The sequence below is a fragment of the Mycobacterium sp. genome (genome assembly GCF_025965855.1).
Lineage (GTDB): Bacteria > Actinomycetota > Actinomycetes > Mycobacteriales > Mycobacteriaceae > Mycobacterium.
Map to the genome: position 1 here is coordinate 1 of NZ_JAOPWB010000093.1, position 22,723 is coordinate 22,723.

The 22,723-nt window shown below is 69.8% G+C and carries 21 protein-coding genes and 1 pseudogene; 6 read left to right on the forward strand and 16 right to left on the reverse strand.

Annotated elements, in window-relative coordinates:
* From JWP83_RS07015 to JWP83_RS07025, 3 genes are all read right to left on the reverse strand, one after another.
* Window positions 1-218 (reverse strand): DUF3515 family protein (locus tag JWP83_RS07015; protein WP_297727740.1); only part of this gene is annotated, 218 nt, incomplete at its 3' end.
* Window positions 219-272: 54 nt separating this feature from the next.
* Complete coding sequence (locus tag JWP83_RS07020; RefSeq protein ID WP_297727746.1) at window positions 273-1,301, reverse strand: NAD-dependent epimerase/dehydratase family protein; 1,029 nt, start codon at window positions 1,299-1,301, stop codon at window positions 273-275.
* On the reverse strand, window positions 1,298-2,074 hold the full coding sequence (locus tag JWP83_RS07025; RefSeq protein ID WP_297727750.1) for an S-methyl-5'-thioadenosine phosphorylase: 777 nt from the start codon (window positions 2,072-2,074) through the stop codon (window positions 1,298-1,300). The genes JWP83_RS07020 and JWP83_RS07025 overlap by 4 nt, the downstream gene beginning before the upstream one ends.
* Window positions 2,075-2,108: 34 nt before the next feature.
* On the opposite strand from JWP83_RS07025, the gene JWP83_RS07030 reads away from it, so the two are divergent.
* The gene (locus JWP83_RS07030; RefSeq protein WP_297727752.1) at window positions 2,109-2,981 is read left to right on the forward strand and encodes a 1,4-dihydroxy-2-naphthoate polyprenyltransferase; all 873 of its coding nucleotides are present in this window, start codon (window positions 2,109-2,111) and stop codon (window positions 2,979-2,981) included.
* Window positions 2,982-3,073: 92 nt separating this feature from the next.
* On the opposite strand, the gene JWP83_RS07035 is transcribed toward JWP83_RS07030, so the two are convergent.
* Window positions 3,074-3,430 carry a DUF4229 domain-containing protein gene (locus JWP83_RS07035; protein WP_297727755.1) on the reverse strand — a complete coding sequence of 119 codons (357 nt, stop codon included), beginning with the start codon at window positions 3,428-3,430 and terminating at the stop codon, window positions 3,074-3,076.
* Window positions 3,431-3,476: 46 nt separating this feature from the next.
* On the opposite strand from JWP83_RS07035, the gene JWP83_RS07040 reads away from it, so the two are divergent.
* The gene (locus JWP83_RS07040) at window positions 3,477-3,635 is read left to right on the forward strand and encodes a hypothetical protein (RefSeq protein ID WP_297727758.1); all 159 of its coding nucleotides are present in this window, start codon (window positions 3,477-3,479) and stop codon (window positions 3,633-3,635) included.
* 16 nt (window positions 3,636-3,651) lie between these two features.
* On the opposite strand, the gene JWP83_RS07045 is transcribed toward JWP83_RS07040, so the two are convergent.
* The 7 genes from JWP83_RS07045 to hemL form a co-directional block, all read right to left on the reverse strand.
* Window positions 3,652-4,947: a MinD/ParA family protein gene (locus JWP83_RS07045; RefSeq protein WP_297727761.1), complete on the reverse strand. Its 1,296-nt coding sequence runs from the start codon at window positions 4,945-4,947 to the stop codon at window positions 3,652-3,654.
* Window positions 4,948-4,990: 43 nt separating this feature from the next.
* Window positions 4,991-5,971, reverse strand: a complete 981-nt coding sequence (gene ccsB, locus JWP83_RS07050; RefSeq protein ID WP_297727764.1) for a c-type cytochrome biogenesis protein CcsB — start codon at window positions 5,969-5,971, stop codon at window positions 4,991-4,993.
* On the reverse strand, window positions 5,968-7,518 hold the full coding sequence (locus JWP83_RS07055) for a cytochrome c biogenesis protein ResB (protein ID WP_297727818.1): 1,551 nt from the start codon (window positions 7,516-7,518) through the stop codon (window positions 5,968-5,970). The genes ccsB and JWP83_RS07055 overlap by 4 nt, the downstream gene beginning before the upstream one ends.
* 101 nt (window positions 7,519-7,619) lie before the next feature.
* Window positions 7,620-8,408, reverse strand: coding sequence for a cytochrome c biogenesis CcdA family protein (locus JWP83_RS07060; RefSeq protein ID WP_297727767.1), 789 nt, complete (start codon window positions 8,406-8,408; stop codon window positions 7,620-7,622).
* A complete protein-coding gene (locus tag JWP83_RS07065) occupies window positions 8,405-9,001 on the reverse strand; it encodes a TlpA disulfide reductase family protein (protein WP_297727770.1) in 597 nt (198 codons plus the stop codon). Before JWP83_RS07065 ends, JWP83_RS07060 begins: the two co-directional genes overlap by 4 nt.
* Window positions 9,002-9,095: 94 nt before the next feature.
* Complete coding sequence (locus JWP83_RS07070; protein ID WP_297727774.1) at window positions 9,096-9,704, reverse strand: histidine phosphatase family protein; 609 nt, start codon at window positions 9,702-9,704, stop codon at window positions 9,096-9,098.
* Entirely contained in the window at window positions 9,704-11,047 is a 1,344-nt protein-coding gene (gene hemL, locus JWP83_RS07075) for a glutamate-1-semialdehyde 2,1-aminomutase (RefSeq protein ID WP_297727777.1), read from the reverse strand. The genes JWP83_RS07070 and hemL overlap by 1 nt, the downstream gene beginning before the upstream one ends.
* A gap of 189 nt (window positions 11,048-11,236) precedes the next feature.
* Between hemL and JWP83_RS07080 the strand changes: the two genes are divergently transcribed.
* Window positions 11,237-12,112, forward strand: a complete 876-nt coding sequence (locus JWP83_RS07080) for a hypothetical protein (RefSeq protein WP_297727780.1) — start codon at window positions 11,237-11,239, stop codon at window positions 12,110-12,112.
* A 50-nt stretch (window positions 12,113-12,162) separates the two neighbouring features.
* Window positions 12,163-12,748, forward strand: a pseudogene (locus JWP83_RS31175) (oxidoreductase); the annotation flags it as partial.
* 11 nt (window positions 12,749-12,759) lie between these two features.
* On the opposite strand, the gene JWP83_RS07090 reads toward JWP83_RS31175, so the two are convergent.
* The 4 genes from JWP83_RS07090 to JWP83_RS07105 form a co-directional block, all read right to left on the reverse strand.
* Window positions 12,760-14,118 carry an amino acid permease gene (locus JWP83_RS07090; protein ID WP_297727785.1) on the reverse strand — a complete coding sequence of 453 codons (1,359 nt, stop codon included), beginning with the start codon at window positions 14,116-14,118 and terminating at the stop codon, window positions 12,760-12,762.
* 163 nt (window positions 14,119-14,281) lie between these two features.
* Complete coding sequence (locus tag JWP83_RS07095; protein ID WP_297727788.1) at window positions 14,282-15,622, reverse strand: MFS transporter; 1,341 nt, start codon at window positions 15,620-15,622, stop codon at window positions 14,282-14,284.
* A 3-nt stretch (window positions 15,623-15,625) separates the two neighbouring features.
* Entirely contained in the window at window positions 15,626-16,771 is a 1,146-nt protein-coding gene (locus tag JWP83_RS07100) for an LLM class flavin-dependent oxidoreductase (RefSeq protein WP_297727790.1), read from the reverse strand.
* Window positions 16,772-16,872: 101 nt separating this feature from the next.
* Window positions 16,873-18,474: an alkaline phosphatase family protein gene (locus JWP83_RS07105; protein ID WP_297727792.1), complete on the reverse strand. Its 1,602-nt coding sequence runs from the start codon at window positions 18,472-18,474 to the stop codon at window positions 16,873-16,875.
* A 200-nt stretch (window positions 18,475-18,674) separates the two neighbouring features.
* On the opposite strand from JWP83_RS07105, the gene JWP83_RS07110 reads away from it, so the two are divergent.
* Both JWP83_RS07110 and JWP83_RS07115 read left to right on the forward strand, forming a co-directional pair.
* The gene (locus JWP83_RS07110) at window positions 18,675-19,556 is read left to right on the forward strand and encodes an alpha/beta hydrolase-fold protein (protein ID WP_297727794.1); all 882 of its coding nucleotides are present in this window, start codon (window positions 18,675-18,677) and stop codon (window positions 19,554-19,556) included.
* An 11-nt stretch (window positions 19,557-19,567) separates the two neighbouring features.
* Complete coding sequence (locus JWP83_RS07115; protein ID WP_297727797.1) at window positions 19,568-21,727, forward strand: acyltransferase family protein; 2,160 nt, start codon at window positions 19,568-19,570, stop codon at window positions 21,725-21,727.
* Window positions 21,728-21,972: 245 nt separating this feature from the next.
* Here the strand turns inward: JWP83_RS07115 and JWP83_RS07120 are convergent, their stop codons facing one another.
* Window positions 21,973-22,677: a GDSL lipase gene (locus JWP83_RS07120; protein ID WP_297727800.1), complete on the reverse strand. Its 705-nt coding sequence runs from the start codon at window positions 22,675-22,677 to the stop codon at window positions 21,973-21,975.
* Window positions 22,678-22,723: the final 46 nt, after the last annotated feature.

Consider the following 22,723-nt stretch of genomic DNA (forward strand, 5'->3'; position numbering starts at 1 on the left):
GCATTGGCCTCAGGGATGTACTTGTCCGGAACCGCCACCTCCAGGTAGACCTTGCGGCCGATGGTGGTGAAGATGAAACCGTTCTGTACCTCCTTGGCGAACCAGCCGATGCCGTTGACCTCGAAGCACTGGGACTGTGCCTCGGCCATCCCGGCCGGCGGCGCGACGCCGCAGCCGGCCGGTTCGCCGCGGATCTTTAGGGGCGACGACTCCGCCACGCGGCAGATCCCCATCCAGAAGCCGCGGATCTTCCGGCCGCCGCAGGATTCGAGTTAACGCAAAGGCGCGAAGGCGAATTCGCGCAAGCCCTCGCGCGGGTCGACGGCCGCCCGGAACCCCAGCACCTCGGCGGCCCGGGCCGGGTCGGCGACGATATGGCGCACGTCGCCGCTGCGGTACTGCCCGGTGATCTGCGGGGCGATCGAACCGTCCCGCGCGTCGGACAGCGCGGTGGCCACCTGCAGGATGGAGATGGGCCGCCCGGAGCAGACGTTGACGGCGCTGAAGCCGTCCTGGACTGTCATCGCCGCCACGTTGGCGGCGGCCACGTCGTCGACGTGGACGAAATCACGCATCTGCCCGCCATCCTCGAAAACCCTTGGCGGCTCGCCCTTTTCCAGCGACGAGCGGAAGATCGCCGCCACCCCGGAATACGGGGTGTCACGCGGCATCCCCGGGCCGTAGACGTTGTGGTAGCGCAGCGCCACCACCGAGCCGCCCGTCGCCTCCGACCATGCCAGCGCGTAATGCTCCTGCGCGGTCTTGCTGGCCGCGTACAGGCTGCGCGGCCGCAGCGCGGCGTCCTCGTTGACCAGCTGCCACGTCACGTCGAGTCCGCATGCCGGACAACGGTGTTCGAAGATGCCGGCGTCGAGGTCGGCGCGCCGGCGCGGCAGCGGGTCGATGAGCCCGTGCTCGGGACAGGCGTAGCGGCCCTGCCCGTAGACCACCATCGACGAGGCCAGCACCAGGCGGCGCACGCCGGCGGCGAACATCCGCGCCAGCAACACCGTGGTGGCGAAATCGTTGTGGCCGCCATAGGCGGGCGCGTCGGCGGCGTCGACGCCGGCACCCACCATCGCGGCCTGGTGACAGACGAGGTCCACGCCGTCCAACAGCGGGGCCAGCGCGTCGCCATCGCGGACGTCGACCCGTCGGCATCCCGGCGGCAGCACGGGATTCGGGCCGTGCGCCGCCGGTAGCAGCGCGTCGACGGCGACGACGTCATGACCCGCCACTCGCAGCGCCGCGTCCACCCGCGACCCGATAAAACCGGCCGCCCCGGTCAGCAACACCCTCACGGCATTTCCACCGGCAGGGTGACGCCGGTGTGTGGCTGGCAATGCGTGCACGTGCGCTCGGTGGCGACCCGGCCGATCGCCGCGCGCACCAGCTCCTTGAACGCCGCCATGTTCTTCTCGAATTCGGCGAACACCTCGACGGCCTTAACGCCCTCGCCGGCCCGGACGCCGGCATCCAGGTCGGTCACCAAAGCGATTGCCGCATAACATATTTCGAGTTCGCGCGCCAGCACCGCCTCCGGATAGCCGGTCATGTTGACCAGGCCGAAGCCGGCCGAGGCGAACCAACGGCTCTCCGCCCGGGTGGAAAACCGCGGCCCCTGGATCACCACCATGGTGCCGCCGTCGACCACGCCGGGCAGCCCGGTGGCCGCGGCCCGCAGGCTCGGGCAGTACGGATCGGCGAAGTCAACGTGGATGGCGCCGGAGTCGAAGTAGGTGTCGGGGCGGCCGGTGGTGCGATCCACCAGCTGGTCGGGCACCACCACCGCGCCCGGGCCGTTGTCGGGGTTCAGGCTGCCGACGGCGCACGGGCCGAAAACCCGCCGCACCCCGAGCTTGCGCAGCGCCCACATGTTGGCCCGGTACGGCACGGTGTGCGCCGAGAATTGGTGGGTCGTACCGTGCCGGGGCAGGAAGGCGACTTCGTGCTCCCCGATGGCGCCCAGCGTGACCGGGGCGCTGGGTGGGCCGTACGGGGTGTCGACGTCGATGTCGCGGGTGTCGGACTCGAAGAAGGTGTAGAAGCCGCTGCCGCCGATGACTCCGAGCATTCGCCCATTGTGGTGCATGAGGCAGGATGATTTGGTGGCTAGTTTCGCGCAGTGGGTCTCGGGTGCCCGGCCCCGGACACTGCCCAACGCGGTGGCGCCGGTTGTGGCGGGCACAGGCGCCGCGGCGTGGCTACATTCCGCGGTGTGGTGGAAGGCGCTGCTGGCGCTGGCCGTCGCGATGGCGCTGATCATCGGCGTCAACTACGCCAACGACTACTCCGATGGCATCCGCGGCACCGACGACGAGCGCGCCGGCCCGGTTCGGCTGGTGGGCTCGCGGCTGGCCGCCCCGCGATCGGTCCTGACCGCGGCGGTGGCGAGCCTGTCGGTGGGCGCGGTCGCCGGGCTGGCGCTGGCGCTGCTGAGCGCGCCGTGGCTGATCGCGGTCGGCGCGGCCTGCATCGCCGGGGCGTGGCTCTACACGGGAGGGTCAAAGCCGTACGGCTATGCGGGTTTTGGCGAGGTGGCGGTGTTCGTGTTCTTCGGCCTGGTCGCCGTGCTGGGCACCGAGTACACCCAGGCGTCGCGGGTGGACTGGGTCGGGCTGGTGCTGGCGGTGTCGATCGGGGCGCTGTCGGCGTCGGTGCTGGTGGCCAACAACCTGCGTGACATCCCCACCGACGCGCAGTCTCGCAAGATGACCCTGGCGGTGCGGCTGGGCGACGCCCGCACCCGGGTCCTCTACCAGGCGCTGCTGGCAACCGCCGGGGTCGCCACCCTGGTGCTCATGGCGGCGACGCCGTGGTGCGCGGTGGGGTTGCTGGCCACGCCGCTGGCGCTGCGAGCGCTTGCCCCGGTGCGCTCCGGGCGCGGCGGGCCGGAACTGATTCCGGTGCTGCGTGACACCGGGCTGGCGATGGTGGTGTGGGCGATCGCGGTGGCGGCCGCGTTGGCGCTGGCACCGTGACCGTGTGCGCTCAGGGCTTTGGCCGTGCGCTCAGGGCGGGCTCCGTCGGCGTGTCGCCGCCGTGACTGCACACGGCAGGACAACGTCAGGGGCTAAGGCTCGGGCTCCGCGTCGGGCTCCTCACCCGGCGCCGCCTCGCCGCGCAGCCGGGCCTGCAGCTGTTCGCGTTCCCGGCGGCGGCGTTCGTCGGCTATCGCGAGTGAGGCGGTAGCGCGCCGGCGCAGCGGGCCGAACAGCCAGATGCCCGACGGCATCGCGATGATCAGAGCGAACAACACCGCGACCACCACCGGGAACTGGGCGATCCCCAGCAATCGCGCGAGCCCGTAGATCGCCCCGCTCAGCACGACCACCAGCACCAACCGCGCCGCCGCGTAGAGCGCAACGTCGACCGCTGCGCGATCCCGGGTGCGCTCCTCAGTGCTGTTGTCGCTCGGCCCTTCTGACACACCCCGAGCCTACGGCGCGCGTATATTCGCTCGGAGGAGGTGTTGAGTGCTCTACCTGCTGCTCGTCCTGATCCTGGGGACGCTGATCTACGTTGGCTGGCGCGCGGCGCGGTCACAGGCCCATCGACCGAAGACGCGCGTCATCGGACCCGACGACGATCCCGACTTCTTGCGGCGGTTAGGTCACGGGGACAAGCCCCGCTAGAGCCCCGCTAGGCCTCCTAAACCAGACCCGGGTTGCGCTGGTCGCCGGGGAACCCATCGGCGACGACGGCCGCTAGCGCGGTGAGCGCTTCGCGGGTCCCCCGCCGCAACCGATCCAGATCGATTTCGGCGCCCTCTTCCAGATGCGGGTCGAACGGCACCAGCAGCACCGCGCGGCAGCGGCGCGAGAAGTGGTCGATCACCTTGTTCATGTCGACCTTGCCGGTGCGCGGGCGCACCGCGTTGATGACAGCGATCGAATTGCGGACCAGCTCCTCGTGCCCGTGGGCGTCCAGCCAGTCCAGCGTCGCCGAGGCGCTGCGCGCACCGTCGATGGATCCCGACGCGACGACCAGCAACACGTCGGCCTTCTCCAGCACCGACGACATCACCGAGTGCAGTAAACCGGGCCCGCAATCGGTGAGCACCAGGCCGTAGAACCGCTCCAGGATGTCCAGGACGCGGCTGTAGTCGTCGGCGCCGAACGCGTCGGAGATGGCCGGGTCGGTTTCCGACGCCAGCACCTCCAGGCCGCTCGGGCCCTTCGACGTGTAACGGCGGACATCGCTGTAGCGCTCGATGGTTCCGGCGTCGTGCAGCAGCTGGCGCACCGTCGCCGCCGTCTCCAACGGGATCTTCTGGCTCAGGGTGCCGCGGTCGGGGTTGGCGTCGACGGCCACCACCCGGTCACCGCGGACGGCGGCGAACGTCGACCCCAGCGTCGCGGTGATCGTGGTCTTACCGACGCCGCCCTTCAGCGATAGCAGCGCGATCCGGTAGGAACCCCGCAGGGGCCGGTTCACCTGGGCCACCAGATTGTTGTGCCGGGCCGCGCGCGGGCTCTCGCCCAGGTTGATCAGGTGCCCGGAGAGGTCGTAGATCAAGCGGCGCCAACCCTCCGATGGCGGCGGTTTGACCGGGCGCAACAGCATGCCGGTGGACAGTTCCGGATAGGGCGTGTGCGGCAGGTGCTCGGGCCGGTATGGGACGGCTTGGGCTGCCGGGGCTTCAGCCGGGCCGTTGTAGTAGGCGCCGAACGCGGTCGGGTCGACGCGCGGGATGCCGGTGACCGGTGTGGGATCCCAGGGCGGCATCCCGCCGGGCGGCGGTCCGGGCGCGGTGGGCGCCGCAGCCTGCCGCCGCTCGGGTCCGGGGACCCGCCGCTCGGTGCGGAATCCGGCGAAGGCGCGGGTCGGTGCTTCGGCGCCCGATTCCGCCGACGGTTCGGCCGCCTGCTGGTCGGGCGGCGGAGGGGGAACCTGGGTCGTCGGCGGTTCGGGCGCACCCACGCCCGTCGTTGGATGGTCGGACACGTGCACTCCCCTGTTGTGTCTTGCTCGGGTCGGTCGCTAACTGTCAGCCCACGCCCGCATAGGAATGCAGGCCCACGGTCACCAGGTTAACGAAGAACAAATTGAAGATCATGGCCACGAAACCCGCGACGTTGATCCAGGCCGCCTTCCTGTCCCGCCATCCCGCCGTCGATCTCGCGTGCAGATAGGCCGCGTATACCACCCACGCGACGAACGAAACCGTCTCCTTGGGGTCCCAGCCCCAGTACCTGCCCCAGGCCTCCTCGGCCCAGATGGCGCCGAAGATGACCCCGAAACCGAACACCGGGAACGCGAAGATCGTGGTGCGGTAGGCGACGCGGTCCAGGGTCTGCGCGTCGGGGAGCCGCTGGACCACACGGGCCAGCGCACCCGCGGTGCCTTCCGGGTCACCGAACCGCGACGTGCGCAGCAGGAACAGGATGCTGGCGATGCCCGCGACCATGAAGACCCCGGATCCCAGGCTGACCACCGACACGTGGATGGGCAGCCAATAGGACTGCAGTGCGGGCATCACCGGCGCGGCGTTGGTGTAGAGCCAGCGTCCGGAAACCGTGAGCAGGATCAGCACCGGCACCAGCAGGAAAACCCACAGCGGGCGATACCGCGGGCGGCGCAACACGATCGCGCCGGCGACCAGGCCGCAGAAGCACGTCAGGTTGATGAACTCGTACATGTTGCCCCACGGCACCCGCACGGTGGCCAGGCCGCGCAACACGATGCAGACCAGCAGCAGCCCGATGCCGAGGTAGACCACGGCCAGCCCGGCCCGCCCGACGCGTTCGTCGAACGGCCGCTGGTCGGCGTCCTCCACGATGCCGGGAACGGTGCTGTCGGCGGCGACCGAGCCGGCCAGTACGGCCGCGCGGTGATCGGCGCGGCGGGCCCCGACGTAGGCCAGCTCGAAGGCCAGCAGCAGCAGCGCGACGACCAAGGCCACTATCGCGGAGGTGAACGCCCAGTCGGAGTAGCGCGCCAGTGCGACGTTGACGTGCAGGGTGTTCATTTGACGTCCACCTGAGAACTCCTTCTGGACGCGGACTCGCCCAGTCCGTCCAGTAACCGTTCGGTCAACCGCTCGAACTCGTCGCCCCACCCGGAGTTGTCGGTGCGCGCCAGCCCGCCCAGTTCGACGTTCACCGTACCGGCCGCCGGAGTGAGCCTGACCCACACCCTGCGCCGGCGCACCAGCAGCGACACCACCAGTCCGGCCATCATCGTGATCGCGAAGACGAGCACCCAGGTCTGGCCGGGGTCGTGGGAGACCTGCAGGTTGACGAACGGCACGGCCCCGTCGAAGCGGACGACGGTGCCGGCGGCCGGGCCCTGGTCGAGCCGGACCTCCTGGCCGGCGCGCAGGTTGACCCGCTTCTCCTTGGTCAGCCGGCCCTGCTCGATCAGCCGGGGATCCAGCGTGAACAATGACTGCGGCCGCCCGGTGTCCAGGCCGGTGTCGCCGCGGTAGATGTCGACGGCCACCGCGGGGGCGTTGAGCGCCGGGAAGCGCGACGACAGCAGGGTGCCGTCGAGCTGCTCCGTGGGCGCCAGCAGGCCCTGGATCGCGATCTCATGTCTGCGGCGCTCGGCCGGGTCGCGATAGCTACCGGCGGGCGGGTCGATCCGCGCCAGCCCCGACGACAGCAGGGTCTGCGGGTTGTCGGGTCGCCACTGCACGGTCGACGTGCGCGTCTGCCCGTCCGGGAAGGTGACGGTGAAGGTGGGCGCGTAGCCGTGGCCCTGCAGGTACACCCGATCACCGCCGACACGCAGCGGGTGGTTGACCTCCAGCAGGTAGTGCCGCCAGCTGTTGGCCGCCAGGTCGCGGCCGTTCTGGTAGTCGATATCGGCGTCGAACGAGGTGGCCTGCCCCGACGGGAGATAGTGGGCCTGAAAGTCGTTGACCCGGATGCAGATTGGATGCAGCGACGTGCCGTCGACGGTGTTGCCGGCGCGGAACGAATCGAACGCCGCCGGCGAGGCCGAGCAGAAGCCGGGGCCGCCGTCGGCGATGACGACGACGTTGCCCTCGTAGCCGAACAGCTTGCCGACGGCCACCGCGACCAGCAGGCCCAGCAACGAGAAGTGAAAGACGATGTTGCCGAACTCGCGCAGGTAGCCCTTCTCCGCGGAGACCTCCACGACTTCGCCCTCATGCCGGATGGCCGTGCGCCAGCCGCGCAATCGGCCGGCGATCTTGTTCGCCAGGGCGTTCAGCTCCGCCGGGTCGCCGGCGAGCTCGGCGCCGGCGTGCTTGGCCAGCCGGGCCAGATTGCGCGGTGCCGCCACCGGGGTGGCGCGCAGGCTGCGGGCGTGCTCGATCATCCGTGGAGTCAGGCAGCCGACCAGGGAGACGAACAGCAGCACGTAGATGGCGGTGAACCAGAAGCTGGAGAACACGTCAAAGGCCTGCAGCCGGTTCAGCCAGGGTCCGATCACGCGATGGGTGGCCAGGTACTCGTCGACCTTGCCGGCGTTGAGGCTGCGCTGCGGCAGCAGCGCGCCGGGTATCGCGCCCAGCGCGAGCAGGAACAGCAGCACCAGCGCGGTGCCCATCGAGGTCAGCGCGCGCCAAGTGTTGCGGGCCTTCTGCGCGAGCAGACGCAAAAGCCCCCCAAAATGCCCAATTTTGGGGGCTTTTGCGTCTGCTCGCCACATCAAATCGGCAGCCTCACGTCGGACACGATCGCGTCGCGCAGCCAGGAGACGAAGTCGTTCCACACCCCGGTGACCAGCAGGGCGCCGACGGCGATCAGCAGCGCGCCGCCGAAGATCTGGATGGCCCGGGTGTGCCGTCGCAGCCAGCCCAGGGCACCCACCGCGCCCGCCGAGCCGAACGCCAGCAGCACGAACGGGATGCCCAGCCCCAGGCAGTACGCGATCACCAGCGCGACCCCCCGCGCGACGTTCGCGCCGTCGGTGGCCGAGGCGACAGTGATCACTCCGGTCAGCGTCGGCCCCAGGCACGGCGTCCACCCGAGCGCGAACACCGCGCCGAGCACGGGCGCCCCCGCGACCGTCGTCAGCTGCCGCGGGCTGAACCGGGCCTGGCGCTGCAGGGCCGGAATCAAGCCCACGAACACCAGGCCCATCACGATGGTCAGCACGCCGCCGATGCGCTGCAGCAGCAGCTGGTTGGTGATCAGGGCGGTGGTCATGCCGAGGACGGCGACGGTACCCAGCACGAACACTGTGGTGAAGCCCGCGACGAACAACGCCGCGGCGCCCGCTACCCGCCACCGTGCGCTCGCAGGCGCCTTGATCGCGCGTGACCCAGGCTGCGCCTCTCCTTCTGCCACCCCGACGACGGCGGCCAGGTACGACAGGTAGCCGGGCACCAGCGGCACCACACACGGCGAGGCGAACGACACCAGCCCGGCGAGCAGGCACACGCCGAGCGCCAGCAGCAGCGGCCCGGCGGCGGCGATCTGGGTGAAGCCGGTCATTGTTCGTGGGCCACCCGCTGCACGACGGGCTGCAGATCCTGGGCCAGCAGTTCGCGCAGGAACACCGCCGCGACCCGGTGCCGGCGGTCCAGCACCAGCGTGGACGGGATGACGGTGGTGGGGTACTTGCCGCCGAACGCGATCAGGGTGCGCATCGCCGGATCGTAGATGGACGGGTAGCTCACGTGGTGATCGTCCACGAAGTCCAGGGCCGCCTGCCGGTTGTTGTCCCGGACGTCGACGCCTAGAAAGGACACCGACGACACGGCGCGGGTGGCGTCATACACCTGCTGCAGCTGGCCGACCTCGGCCCGGCACGGACCGCACCACTGCCCCCAGATGTTGATGACGACGGCCCGGCCGGCGAAGGTCGGGTCGTCCGGCGACAGTGTGTGCGCCGGATCGGCCAGGTCCGGCCCGGACAGCGGGCCCGGGCTGCCACGGCTGGACGGCGGGTCGTAATAGATGTCGGTCTTCCCGCCGGGCGAGACGAATTCGAAGGTGCCGCCCTGAGCCACGGCATCGCGACCGGAACAGCCGGCGACAAGGGCCGCAACCGCGACCCCGCCCACAGCCAATCGCCACATGGTCATGGCGCCGCGCTCCCCCGCAAGCGGGTGGGGGTACCTCCCACTGGCGGGGGCATGCCCCCACCGCTCGCTTCGCTCTGCATCGTCGCCGGCGCGCTCAAACGCCCGCCGGCTGGACGTACTCGATGTCGACCGGGCGGTCGCCGTCGTAGATCAGGGTGGTGACCGAGCACAACCCGCATTCCCGTCGCCGCGGGTCGTGCCAGAGCCGCCTGCCGCTCAGGTGCAGCCGCAGCGTCCACACCGGCAGCTGGTGGCTGACGCACACCACCTCGTGGCCGGTGCCGCGGGCGCGCGCCTTGTCCACCGCGGTCGTCATCCGGGCCGCGATCTCGGCGTAGGGCTCGCCCCACGACGGGGTGAACGGGTTGCGCAACTGCCACCAGAACCGCGGGTCGCGCCAGGCGCCGTCGCCCGGGCCGACGCGGCGGCCCTCGAAGAAGTTGAGCGACTCGATCAGGTCGGGGTCGGTGTCGACGGCCAGGCCGTGCTTTGCGGCGATGGGCGCGGCGGTCTCCTGCGCCCGCTGCAGCGGGGAGGCGATGACTGCGACGATGTCGCGGTCGGCCAGCGCGTCGGCGACCGCTTCGGCCTGGGCCTTGCCCTTCTCGGACAGGTGGAATCCGGGCAGCCGGCCGTAGAGCACGCCGCTGGGGTTGTGCACCTCGCCGTGGCGGACCACGTGGACCCGGGTTTGCTCGGCCATCAGGGCCTGTCCTCCCGGGCGGCCTCAGCGGCCCGACGGGCCGCAAAGGGCAACGAGGCGGCGATCCGGTCGAACGCGTTGTCGTCCAGCGCCGTCGAGACGAACCACGCCTCGAAGGCGCTGCAGGGCGGATAGACGCCCGCGTCGAGCAGGGCGTGGAAGAACGGTGGGTAACGCCAGATCTCGCTCGCCCGCGCGGAGGCGAAGTCGGCCACCGGCGTCTCGGCGAAGAACACGCTGAGCATGTTGCCGGCCCGCGGAACCTGGTGCGGTACACCAGCTTTCGTCAGAGCCTCGGACAGCAGCCCGGCCAGGCGGTCGGCGTTGGCGTCCAGCGCGGCGTAGGCCGCGTCGTCGGCGGCGCGGAGCGTGGCCAGCCCGGCCGCCACCGCCACCGGGTTCCCCGACAAGGTGCCGGCCTGGTACACCGGCCCCAGCGGCGCCAGCCGCTCCATCACCTCGGCGCGCCCGCCGAACGCGGCGGCCGGCAGCCCGCCGCTCATCACCTTGCCGAAGGTGAACAGGTCGGCGGCGACGGGATCGATTCCGTACCAACCACTTCGGCTGACCCGGAACCCCGTCATCACCTCGTCGACGATCAGCAGCGCCCCGTGTTCGGCGGTGATCGCGCGCAGCGCCGCATTGTAGCCCGCCACCGGCGGGACGACGCCCATGTTGCCCGGGCTGGCCTCGGTGATCACGGCGGCGATCTGGTCGCCGAACCGGGCGAAAGTCTGGCGCACCGCGTCGATGTCGTTGTAGGGCAACACGATGGTGTCCGCCGCGGCCGCGCCCGTGACCCCGGGCGAGGACGGCAGGCCCAGCGTCGCCACGCCGGAACCCGCGTCGGCGAGCAACGAGTCGACGTGGCCGTGGTAGCAGCCGGAGAACTTGACGATCTTGGCCTTGCCGGTGAACCCGCGGGCCAACCGGACGGCGCTCATCGTCGCTTCGGTGCCGGAGTTGACCAGCCGTATCAGCTCGACCGGCGCCACCCGCCCGATGATTTCGGCGGCCAGCTGGCTCTCCGCCGGCGTCGGCGCCCCGAACGACAGGCCCGAGGCGGCGGCCGTGGCGACGGCGTCGACGACGGCCGGGTGGGCGTGGCCCAGGATCATCGGTCCCCACGAACACACCAGGTCGACGAAGTGGTTGCCGTCGGCGTCGGTGAGCCAGCACCCGCGCGCCTCGGTGATGAACCGTGGCGTGCCGCCCACCGCCGTGAAGGCGCGCACCGGGGAGTTCACCCCGCCCGGAATGACGGCGCAGGCGTCCTCGAACAACTTCGCCGACGCCGCCACCGCGGCCGGGGCGCGCGCGGTCGCCTGGTCACTGCTACCCATGCCGACCAGTGTCCCAGCCTCCGCCGATCGTTCAACTACAGGGTGTAGCAGAGACCGGGTTACCAGGCGTCTTGTTGGTCTGCTTCCTGGGCGGGCTACAGGTCACTCCTTGCGGCTTCGCGCTCGTTTTCCGCCGCGCGCCGGTGAGCAGCCACGTGCGCGAACCCTTCGCGCTGACACAATCGACCGGTGACGCGGCAGACGGCCGTCGACGTGGCGCTGGCCAGGGTTGCCGCGGTCCGCGACCACCCCGACGCCCGGCTTGCGCTGATGCACGAGCTCTACGAAGTCCCGGCGAACGTGGACCGCGGCCACCTGCCGTTTCGGCAGGCGGCGTCGGCCTTCATGGGATGGCAACTCCGGCGCGGGCTGCTCAATCCCGCCGAGGGGCCGGCCCCGGGGAGCCCCTGGTGGCGCGCGATGAACGAGCGCCTGCTCCAAGACGGATGGGAGGCGCGCGCCCTGGCGTTCGGCCATCCCGGCGACCCCAGCTCTGCGGCGGTCGCCGCTTCGCTCGAGTTCATCCGGCGGCCGTCCGCGCAGCGCTGGTACCGCGCCCACAACCTCAGCGTCGTCAGCGCGTATCTCGAAAACCGGCACCTCGCCTCCCGAGAGTCCCGCGTCGAGCGTTTCTTCATCAACCTGGTGCTGATGCGAGTTCTCTACGCCCACGCCCTGGTCGCCTCGCCCCGCCTCGCCCTCGGCTGGCTGGCCTTCGCCGGCCGGCCGCTCGGCGACCCACGACTGGGCATGACAGGGATATTCCTGTCGCTTTCGCGGGTGCTCCCCGATCGGTACCCGCTCGGCGATGACCTCACGCCCTACCTGCGGGCCGAACACGGAATGGGGCACCTGCTCGACGTGGGGGTCATCCAACCCCGACTCGAACTCCTCTACGACTGGTCCGCTCGCGAGCTGGCCCTTCCCGGTCTGCGCCGGCTCCTGGACGGCCAAACCCCTTGCTACGCATGGCCGGCACACGATCGGGGGCCCTGGCGTCCGTCGCCGTCCCGCCCGGCGCGGGTGGCGCGCAGGCTGCTGCCCGCGACGCGCCGCACGCCTTGATGTCGGGCCGGGGCGGACGAGTTGGATGGCGGTATGCAACTTCCACAAGGCACAGTCAGTTCTCGGGCCAACTCAATGTGCCGGACATGTTCACCCGCCTGATCCTGAGCGTGGTGGCCACCGGGCTCGCGCCGCGCTCCTTTTATCGGCTCGACGCCTCGGGGAGTCCCCAGCGCGCCCACTACGACGGGCTGCCGGCCGATTTCACCGCCGAGTCGATCACCACGCTGGGCGGCGACATCGGTGAGGGGTATCGCACCTACAACGTGCTCAACACCCACGACCACGGCGTCTCGCTGGACACGTTCGTCGACTGGCTCATCGCGGCGGGGCACCCCATCGAGCGCATCGACGACTACGGCGAGTGGCTCACCAGGTTCGAGGCCGCGATGAAGTCGCTGCCGGACAAACCAACGGAAGAGCTCCATGCTGCCGCTGATGAGCGCCTACGCCAGGCCGGGGCAGCCGACGCAGGGCACGCAGATGCCCGCCGAAAAGTTCCGGGCCGCAGTGCAATCCGCCGGGATCGGCAGCACACGAGACGTACCGCACGTGACCGGGGCCTTGATCGCCAAATACGTCGCCGATCTGCAGCAATTGGGCCTGCTCGGCCGCGCCGGAGCGCAGGTGGCCTGAGCGACCAGGCGCTAGACCTCACGCCCGACGCGGATTCGGCCTCGGGCCCGCCCGATGAAGTAAAGGCCGATCACCACCGCCCAGGACAGCAGGCTGAGCCAGAGCTGGCTGCGCGCCGAGCGGTCGAACGCCATTTGCACCAGCACGGCGGTGATTCCGGCGAGGGTGAGGATCGACAGCACCGGGAAGAACCACATCTTGATCCGCAGCTTTTCGTCCGGTGTCCGCCGCCGCAGGATGATCTGCGACAGCGCGATCAACCAATAGACGAACAAGATGATGGCGCCCGACGAATTGAGCAGGAAGAGAAACACGGTTCCGGGCGCGAGCCACGCCATGACGACGCAAGCGAAGCCGATCGCCGACGAGCACAAGATCGCGACGTGGGGGACCCCGCGCCCGCTGAGCTTGATGAGCCGGGCAGGCGCCTCGCGCCGGTCGGCGAGCACAAAGAGCATGCGCGACGCCGTGTAGAGGCCCGAGTTCAGGCAGGACAGCACTGCGGTGAGCACCACCGCGTTCATGACCTGATCCGCGCCGCGAAGGCCCATGCGTTGTAGCGCGGCGACGTAGGGCGAGGCTCCCGGCTGCACCGAATTCCAGGGCAGGATCACCACGAGCAGGAATACCGAACCCACGAAGAAGATCCCGATGCGCGCCACCACCGATCTCGTCGCCCGCCGGACCGCCAGCTCGGGATCGCGGCTTTCGGCGGCGGCGACGGTGACGATCTCGGCGCCGACCATGGAGAAGATCACCACCACGATGGCCGCGAAGACCGCCGCGACGCCCCTCGGGAAGAATCCGCCGTGCGCCGTGAGGTTGGAGAAATCCGCGTGATGACCGGGCAGGAGGCCCAGCACGAAAACCGAGCCGACGATGAGAAAGATCACGATCGTGGCGACTTTGATTCCGGCGAACCAGAATTCGAATTCACCGAAGGATGACACCGAGAACAGGTTCGTCGCGGTCATCAGCACCATCAGGCACAGCGAGAGCAGCCACAGCGGCGCGTGGAACCAGTAGCCCAGGACTTTACCGCCGGCGACCGCCTCGAACCCGACCACGATCACCCAGAAGTACCAATACAGCCAGGCCACCGAAAACCCGGCCCAGCCGCCCAGGGCCCGCGCCGCGTAATCGGCGAACGACCCCGTCGACGGGTTGGCGGAGGCCATCTCGCCCAGCATCCGCATCACCAGGACGATCAGCAGGCCGCACAGCGCGTACGTCAGGAACGCGGCGGGGCCGGTGTCTTTGATCACCACGCCGGACCCGACGAACAAACCGGCGCCGATCACGCCGCCGAGGGCGATCATGCTGAGCTGCCGCTGCGACAGCCCTTGGCGCAGATGCGTGGTGCTAGCCATGCCTGGGCCCTCCCGGTGCCGGTGATTAACCACAGCACATCGGCGGGCGGGACACCACGGGGCGCGCTCGGTTACAGGGGGAGTCTGCGCCCAGCACCTGGGATCCGCCGAAATCACGCGCTCAGCGCAGTCTCGATACCCAGGGCCGGCGCGGCCGGTCAGCTCAAAGGTACAAATCCTGCTCGCGGATCTTCGCGGTGGCGATCACGCTGACCACCGCCGTCGCCACCAGATACCCGCACGCCAGCCACGGCGCTCCCCTGACGGCCGCGATCAGCGCGGTCAGGATCATCGGGGTCACACCGGAGGCGTACACACCCGAGAACTGGTAGACGAACGACAAACCGGTGTAGCGGGTGTTGGTGGGATACAGCGCCGAGTACAGCGTGCCCTGCGCGCCGTAGAACAGCGCGTGCACGACGCCGAACACGACGACCATCGCGAGCCCGAACAAGAGCAGGTTCTTGGTGCCGAACAACGCGAACGCGGGGAACGCCAGGAGGCCATAGCACGCCACCCCGGCCAGATACACCCGCCGCGGCCCGAAGCGGTCGCTCAGGATTCCCGACACCGGCAGCAGCGCGGCCATCAGCAGGGCGGCGATGGTCACGACGACCAGAACCGAAACCTTGTTGAACCCCAACGCGCCGGTGGCATAGCTGATCGCGAAGACGCCCCAGGTGTTGAACGCCGACCCCTCGGCCCACCGCGACAGCAGTCCCAGCACGGTGTTGCGCCGGGAACGGGGTTCGCGGATGATCTCGCGGATCGGCACGGTGGATGTGGCCTCGAGGTCCGCCAACTCGCGAAAGGCCGGCGTCTCCTCGACCCGCAACCGCACCACGATGCCGATCACGACCAGCACCAGGCTCAGCAGGAACCCGATCCGCCAGCCGTACGCCAGGAACCGGGCCTGGCCCAACGCGATCTGCAAGGTCGCGAATATCCCGGTACCCAAAGCCAATCCGAGCGCCAAACCCATCTGCGGAATCGCGCCGAAGCGGCCGCGACGATCCTCGGGGCTGTGTTCGACGGCGAGCAGCACCGCGCCGGCCCACTCCCCGCCGAGCGCGAACCCCTGCAGGATGCGCAGCGTCAGCAGCAGCACCGGCGCCCACGCCCCGATCTGGGCGGCGGTCGGCAGAAGCCCGATCAGCGCCGTGGCGGCGCCCATGATCAGCATCGTCAGCGCGAGGCTGCGCTTGCGACCGATCCGGTCCCCGATGTGCCCGAACACCAGCCCGCCGATCGGCCGCATGACGAACCCGACGGCGAACGTCGCGAACGCCAAAAGCGTTCCCATCAACGAGGTTTCGTTCGGGAAGAAGACCCGGTTGAACACCAGGCCCGCCGCGGTCGCGTACAGGAAGAAGTCGTACCACTCCACCGTGGTGCCCAGCAGGCTGGCCGCGACCACAATGCGCAGGCGGCGACGGCGCTCGACGTCAGTTTCCTGGTGACCTTCCGGCGCGGCGACGGCCCCGGCGGGCAGCGTGATTGCCATGGCCTAGTGCGCGGAGGCGACCGCGAACGGCGTCGCGGGCGCCGGTTGTGACTGGCGGTTGGGGTGCTGCCACAAGCCCTTCCGCTCGAGCAGCGGCAGGACACCCTCGCCAAACCAGTACGCCTCCTCCAGGTGCGGATAGCCCGACAGGATGAAGTGGGTGATGCCCAGCCGCGAGTACTCGGCCAGCCGTTCGGCAACCTCGGCGTGCGACCCGACCAGCGCGGTGCCCGCGCCGCCGCGCACCAGGCCCACCCCGGCCCACAGGTTGGGGCCGACCACGAGCCGACCGCTGTTGCCGCCGTGCAGCTTGAGCATGCGGCGCTGGCCCTCGGACTCGCTGCGCGCCAGGCTGGCCTGCACCCGCTCGACATCTTCCGGGTCGACGGCCGCGAGCAACCGGTCGGCCTCGGCCCACGCCTCCTCGGAGGTGTCGCGGCTGATCACGTGAATCCGCAAGCCGTACTGCAGGGTCCGCCCCGCATCGGCGGCCAGCCCACGAATCCAGTCGACTTTTTCGGCGACGGCCGCCCGCGGCTCGCCCCAGGTGAGGTAGACGTCGGAGTGGTTGGCCGCGACCGGCCCCGCGGCCGCCGACGATCCGCCGAAGAACACAGCGGGTATCGGGTCGGGCGGGTTGTTCAACTGCGCGCCCTCGATGCGGACGTGGTCCCCGGCGAAGGTCACCGGTTCCCGCGAGGTCCAGAGTTGGCGAACCACATTCAAGAACTCGGCGGTACGGACATATCGCGATTCCTTGTCCAGGAAATCCCCGTACGCGCGTTGCTCGTGCGGTTCACCGCCGGTAACGACATTGAGCAGCAGCCGGCCGCCCGAGTGCCGCTGGAAGGTCCCGGCCATCTGCGCGGCCAGGGTGGGGCTGAGCAGCCCGGGGCGGAACGCGACCAGGAATTTCAGCGTCTGGGTGCCCTCGATCAGCATCGCCGTCGTCAACCACGCGTCCTCACACCACAATCCGGTCGGTGTGAGCACCGCCTCGAAGCCGTTGTCCTCCGCGGCCGCGCAGATCTGGTGCAGATACCGCAAAGTCGCGGGCCGGTCGCCATGCATCGCCGTGCCGTGCCCGCCCGCGACCAGGTTTCGCGAATCCCCATACGTCGGCAGGAACCAATGAAACGCCACGGTCATGCGTTCTCCCCCTCAAGCCCTCTTGTCCAATCTCCGCATCGTGCGGGAGATCGGCGGGGCGCGCGAGGGTTGAAACCTCCGAGATTGGATCCGGCCTGACGCTATTGCGGGTTGCCGGTGAGCGGGTCGAGGGCCAGCGCCGGTTGAGTGGATCCGCTGAAATCCAACATCGCGGTGAGCGCGCCGGCGCGCTCGTCGAAAGAGTGGTCACCGATGCGGCCGGCGCTCCAGTTGTCCTCGACGAACCGCAGGATCGACGTTTGGTCGGTCAGGGTGTGATCAACGAAATTCGTTCTGGCGTAGGGAGATATCACCAGCAGGGGCAGCCGCGGGCCGTACCCGCATCGGCCTTGATACGCGACGGGCGTGGCGGCGGGATCACCGCAGCGGCCCGGACCGTTCAGAGCGTCTTCGGGCGTGGCGGAGGAGGATACGATCGGCGACGGTTTGTGATCGTACCAGCCGTCGGAGTCGTCGTAGGCGACGACGATCGCCATATCCCGCCACTCCGGGAGCCGTTGCAGGTGGTTGATCGTCTCGACGAGGAACCGCTGCTCGTCGAGCGGATCGGAGTAGCCGGCGTGCCCGTTTTGGTAGGCGGGCGGTTTCAGGAAGCTCACCGCCGGCAGGTGACCGGCGCCGGCGGCGGCCCAGAAATCGGACAGGTCGTATTGATGGTTGGCCTGGTCACCACGCCCGATCTTGTCGGTCGCGCTCGGTGGCAGATGATGTGGGTTGGCGGTGGCCGGGTAGTACTGAAACGGCTCGTGGTGGGGGACGTAGTCGGGTTTGGTGCCGAACGGCAACGCCCCGGTCTTGCCAGACCCGCCCACGGTTTCGCCGATGTTGTGCGTGGCGCCGCACTCCGCGGTGCCGTCAGGCCTGCGGGTGGTGGGCCTGAAGCCGCCCTGGAAGTAGCCCCACGTGACGCCCTTCGCGTTGAGCAGGTCGCCGACGTTCTTGTTGCCGGGGCCGAATCGCACCTGGTCCCGGGAAGAGCAATCGTCACCGAGGGGTTGCGAATCGTCGATCAGGGTCCCCTGCCCGTTGCCGGTGTCGTCGATCAGCGTGTGCGGCGGGAACGGCTGCCCACCAGGCATGAATGTCGTTGTCACTCCGTAGGTTTGGCCCGAGACCAGGTTGATGTGACCGGGCGTCGAGGGGCCGAACGTGGTGTTGTAGAAGTTGTCGCTCATCGAATAGTGCTGCGCGTAGTTCCACAGCGCGGTCACCGTGTTGCCGTCGTAGTAACCCATCACCAGGCCGGGACGGCTGAAGGCCGGCAGTGAGCACGGGTCGCCCTCGGTGTACTCGACGAAGCGATCCATCGCGCCGCCGTCGAAGGCCAATTGTTCGGCTTGGTAGGCGTGGTCCTGGTCGCAGGTCACCTGCTGGCCCGGTCCGCCCAGCCGCATGGGCTGCACCGAGTTGGGGTTGTGCGTCAACAACTCTGGGGTCAGGCCGCCCACGGCGGGGGTGTCCGGTCGGGCGGTGAACGGTTGGCCGTCGATGTTGGCGGCGCGGGGATAGGTCCCGAAATAGTGGTCGAAGGAGACGTTCTCTTCCAAGATGACCACCAGGTGGTGGATCGGCGTGGCGGTCACCGGTTCCGCGCTCGGGGTCGGCCCTCGGTGCGCGCATGCCGCGAGGAGACCCAGCACGGCGGCGGGAACACCCCAGACGGCGAAACGCTGCAATCCCATGCCGCAGAGGCCTACCGCCTGTAGGTCTTCAGCTGGTATCCAACGGGTGAACGGCGTGTCAACACCCGGCGTCCGGCCGCACCTGGGCGGCGAGCCGACGCATCGAAGGTCACCTCTTCGCCACCAACAGATCACGCGAGATCACACAGTGCTTCCAATACGGCGTGGCTTGGGTGGAAAAGCCCTGTCGGCGGGGCATTATGACGGCTGTGCCTGACCTGAACCGCCGTGCGGTGCTGCGTGTGGGCGCCGGTGCGAGCGCGGCGGCCGCAGGCGTGTGGGCTTTGAGCGCGCTGCTGGATCCGCTCGAGCCGCGCGCGGCACCAGCGCCGCAGGCTCCCGCCCCGTTCGAGCCGTCGGCCGCCAGCAGCAACCTGCCGAACAGGTTGACCGGTTCCTTCGTCTCGGCGGCCCGCGGCGGCGTCAAGACCAACTGGGTGATCGCCGTGCCCCCCGGGCAGAAGGCCGAAACCGGGATGCTGCGTCCGGTAATCGCGCTGCACGGCAAGGACGGCGACGCGAACCAGATCCTGGAGGCCGGAGTCGAGGACGGGCTGGCCCAGGTGGTCAAGTCGGGCAAGCCGCCGTTCGCGGTGGTGGGCGTCGACGGCGGCAATACCTATTGGCATCGCAGGGCTTCGGGCGTGGACTCCGGCGCGATGGTGCTCGAGGAGCTGCTGCCCATGCTGTCCTCGATGGGCATGGACATCTCACGGGTGGGCTTCCTGGGGTGGTCGATGGGCGGCTACGGGGCGCTGCACCTGGGCGCCAGGCTGGGCGCGTCGCGGACCGCCGGCATCTGCGCGATCAGCCCGGCGTTGTTCACCTCGTTCACCGGCAGCACCCTCGGGGCGTTCGACAGCTATGACGACTGGGTGCAAAACAGCGTGATGGGCCTGCCCGCGCTGTCGCAGATCCCCTTGCGCGTGGACTGCGGCACCGGCGACCGCTTCTATTTCGCCACCCGGCAATTCGTCGGCCAACTGAAGACACCGCCGGCCGGCAGCTTCTCCGCGGGCGGCCACGACATGGACTACTGGCGTGCGCAGTTGCCGGGCGAGTTGTCCTGGATGGCGTCCTAGCCGGGGCACACATGACAGTCCCGCAGGAAGTGACCTCCAGCCCGCCCCGCCAAGCGGGGCGGCGCACGAAGGGGACGGGATTTCGCCCGGACATCGAGGGATTGCGCGCCGTCGCGGTCATCGCGGTCGTGCTCTACCACGCGGGCATACCGGGCGTCACCGGCGGCTACATCGGTGTGGACGTCTTCTTCGTCATCTCCGGCTTCCTCATCACCGGGCTGCTCTGGCGCGAGGTCACCACCACCGATACCGTCCGCCTGGGCCGCTTCTACGGCGCACGCGCCCGGCGCCTGCTGCCCGCCGCGGCCACCGTCGGCGTCGTCACCGCCGCAGCGGCCGCCGCGGTGCTGCCGCCGCTGCAGGCGCGCGGCGTCTTCCTCGACGGGATCGCCAGCGCACTCTACGTCGGCAACTACCGGTTCGCCCTGCAAGGCACCGACTACTTGTCTTCCGACGGCCCTTCGCCTTTCCAGCATTACTGGTCGCTGGGGGTCGAGGAGCAGTTCTATCTGGTGTGGCCGGTGCTGATTATCGGCACCGCGTGGCTGGTCCGCCGCGTGAAGAGCGGCGCCGCCGAGCGGGCCACCCCGTATGCGGTGGTGCTCGCGTTGGTCGGCACGGCTTCGCTGGCGGCGGGCGTGATATGCACCCGCACGTCGCCCGGCTGGGCGTTCTTCTCGCTGCCCACGCGCGCCTGGGAGCTGGCGGCCGGCGGCCTGGTGGCGCTGTCGATTCAGCAGTGGCGCAGGCTGCCCCTGCTACCCGCGGCGATCGCCGGGTGGGGCGGTCTGGCGCTGATCGCGCTCACCTGCACCCAGCTGCGTCCCGGCACCCCGTACCCCGGCACCGCGGCGCTGCTGCCCGTGCTGGGCACCGCGCTGGTGATCGGCGCCGGTTGTGTCACCGGTGGGCTGGGGGCCGGCCGCGTGCTGTGCCGGCCGGCGATGCGCGCGATCGGCCGGGTGTCGTACTCGTGGTACCTGTGGCACTGGCCGGTGCTGCTGCTCATGCCGCAGCTGCTGGGCGAGCCCGCCGGTCTGCCGGCCCGGCTGACCGCGACCGCCGTCTCCGCCGGACTCGCCGTGATCACCCTGCATCTGGTCGAGGACCCCGGCCGGTTCGCCGCCGCCCTGCGTCGGTCGGTGAAGGCCAGCCTCGCGGTGGCCGGTGCCGCCAGCGCCGCGGCGGCCTGCGCGTGCGTGCTGTTGCTGACGCTGACACCGGTGCCCGCGGGTCATGGCCTGGCGGCCCCGAAAGCCAACATCGTCGCGGTGTCCCCGACGAACGTCCCCGCCGTCAGCCCACGGGAAGCGGCGGTGCGCCAGGCGTTCGCGCAGGTGCGCGACGCGGTCGCGGCGTCCGCGGCCCTGCGGGCCGTCCCGTCCAACCTGGACCCGCCGCTCGCCAGGGCCCCGGCCGACAAGGCGGCCGTCTTCGTCAACGGTTGCGTGCGATCGTGGCGCGACGTCGGCCAAAGCGAGTGCGCGACGGGCGATGTCGCGTCGCCGACGACGGTGGCCCTGGTCGGCGACTCGCACGCCGCCATGTGGGAGCCGGCGTTCCAGCGGGTGGCCGAGCAGCGGCACTGGCGGCTGGAGGCGCTGGCCAAGGTGACCTGCCCGCTGCTGGAACTGCGCATCACCAGCCCGTATCTGGGTCGCGCGTACACAGAGTGCGTGCAGTGGCGCGGCCAGATCATGGACCGGTTGAGGGCCGAGCACCCGCGCCTGGTCGTGCTGGACATGAGCCGGCGCTACGGGGCGGATTTCGGTTTCACCTCGTACGACCCCGCATGGATCGACAGCCTGGGCCGCACCGTGGCGCAGTTGCGCAGCACCGGCGCGACCGTGCTTGTCCTCGGGCCCGCCCCGGATCCCCACGGCTCCGCGCCCGCCTGCCTGTCCGGACACCTCGACGACGCCACCGCGTGTGCGCCGACCCGACCGGCCGCGCTGGACGACGGCGGTATCGGCGCCGAGCGGGCGGCGACCACGGGCGCCGGCGGGCAGTACGCCGACCTGACCGACCTGTTCTGCGCCCCCGACCGCTGCCCGGTGATCGTCGGCAACACCCTGGTTTTCCGGGACGACAACCACGTCACGACCGAATACGCGCAACTGCTGACACCCGTGATCGGTGCCCTCGCGGACCGCGCCCTAGCGGATGGCTGACGCGTAATGAACTTCTCGCCGAAGACGAACGTCATATCAGTGAAAGGTGTTTGGAGGTTTTGAGATGACTCCGCTGCTGCTGATCTGCATTGCGGCCGTCGCGCCGGTCGCCGGCGTTGGACTGATGCAGTTGCAAACGCGCCTTGAGCAATGGGACTACGAGCGGCACGCGGAAGACTAGCCCTTCATAGGGAGATTTCCATTAACGTCTTGCGCGCCTGAGGCTTCGGTTTATCACCGAGACATCACCGAGACAGCTGCATGCCGATCAGCGGCGCGATCTTGTCCGCCAGATACTGATGCCCCGCGTCGTTGGGGTGCACGCCGTCCGGGCCGATCAGGTCGGGTCGGTCGACGAACCAGCGGTCACCGATCGGATCGACGAACGCCGCTCCCGCGGCCCGCGCCGCGCCGTTGAGCACGTCGCGAATCTGCAGGATCGACTCGGGCACATCGGCGGTCGGCCACGGCGGCCCGATCACCAGCAACCTCGCGGACGGCGACAGGCTTCGCGCGAGATCGAAGGTGTCGCGCGCGTTTCCGGCCAGCCGCTGGGGATCTTCGGGATGGAAGCCCTCGTCGTTGCGGGAGCCGAAGAACACCACCAGCGCATCGTCGGGCTTGACCGCCCTCCCGGTTAGATCCTCGAAGATGCTGCCGTGGTCGCCGGGCACGCCATAGCCGGCCCTGCCCTCGGCCGCCACGTCGGGTGCGATCCGCACGCCTCGCTGGGCGAGCCTGTGCCAGGCCACAGCGGTCCACGATTTCGGACCCAGGCCGCCCTCATCGGTTCCGGTGGTGTAGGAGTCGCCGATCACGGCCACGTGGTTCAGCCGGGAATCCATGGTCAGCGTTTCGTAGGCCCGCGCTCGCGCCGGGCGCGCGGGGTTCGCAACGACGACGCCCATCACGAGGGCGAGGCCGAGGACGAACGTGGCCAGGCGACTCACTACTGCCTCCCCGGAAACTGCATCGTCGTGCGCCGCACCCAAATCA

Excerpts from the sequence above, each read along its gene's own strand:
- JWP83_RS07025 (WP_297727750.1), bottom strand. The coding sequence starts at position 2,074 with ATGCTCGGAGTCATCGGCGGCAGCGGCTTCTACACCTTCTTCGAGTCC.
- ccsB (WP_297727764.1), bottom strand. The coding sequence starts at position 5,971 with ATGAACACCCTGCACGTCAACGTCGCACTGGCGCGCTACTCCGACTGG.
- JWP83_RS07055 (WP_297727818.1), bottom strand. The coding sequence starts at position 7,518 with ATGGGCACCGCGCTGGTGCTGCTGTTCCTGCTCGCGCTGGGCGCGATA.
- JWP83_RS07060 (WP_297727767.1), bottom strand. The coding sequence starts at position 8,408 with ATGACCGGCTTCACCCAGATCGCCGCCGCCGGGCCGCTGCTGCTGGCG.
- JWP83_RS07065 (WP_297727770.1), bottom strand. The coding sequence starts at position 9,001 with ATGACCATGTGGCGATTGGCTGTGGGCGGGGTCGCGGTTGCGGCCCTT.
- JWP83_RS07070 (WP_297727774.1), bottom strand. The coding sequence starts at position 9,704 with ATGGCCGAGCAAACCCGGGTCCACGTGGTCCGCCACGGCGAGGTGCAC.
- hemL (WP_297727777.1), bottom strand. The coding sequence starts at position 11,047 with ATGGGTAGCAGTGACCAGGCGACCGCGCGCGCCCCGGCCGCGGTGGCG.
- JWP83_RS07090 (WP_297727785.1), bottom strand. The coding sequence starts at position 14,118 with ATGGCTAGCACCACGCATCTGCGCCAAGGGCTGTCGCAGCGGCAGCTC.
- JWP83_RS07095 (WP_297727788.1), bottom strand. The coding sequence starts at position 15,622 with ATGGCAATCACGCTGCCCGCCGGGGCCGTCGCCGCGCCGGAAGGTCAC.
- JWP83_RS07100 (WP_297727790.1), bottom strand. The coding sequence starts at position 16,771 with ATGACCGTGGCGTTTCATTGGTTCCTGCCGACGTATGGGGATTCGCGA.
- JWP83_RS07105 (WP_297727792.1), bottom strand. The coding sequence starts at position 18,474 with ATGGGATTGCAGCGTTTCGCCGTCTGGGGTGTTCCCGCCGCCGTGCTG.
- JWP83_RS07110 (WP_297727794.1), top strand. The coding sequence starts at position 18,675 with ATGACGGCTGTGCCTGACCTGAACCGCCGTGCGGTGCTGCGTGTGGGC.
- JWP83_RS07115 (WP_297727797.1), top strand. The coding sequence starts at position 19,568 with ATGACAGTCCCGCAGGAAGTGACCTCCAGCCCGCCCCGCCAAGCGGGG.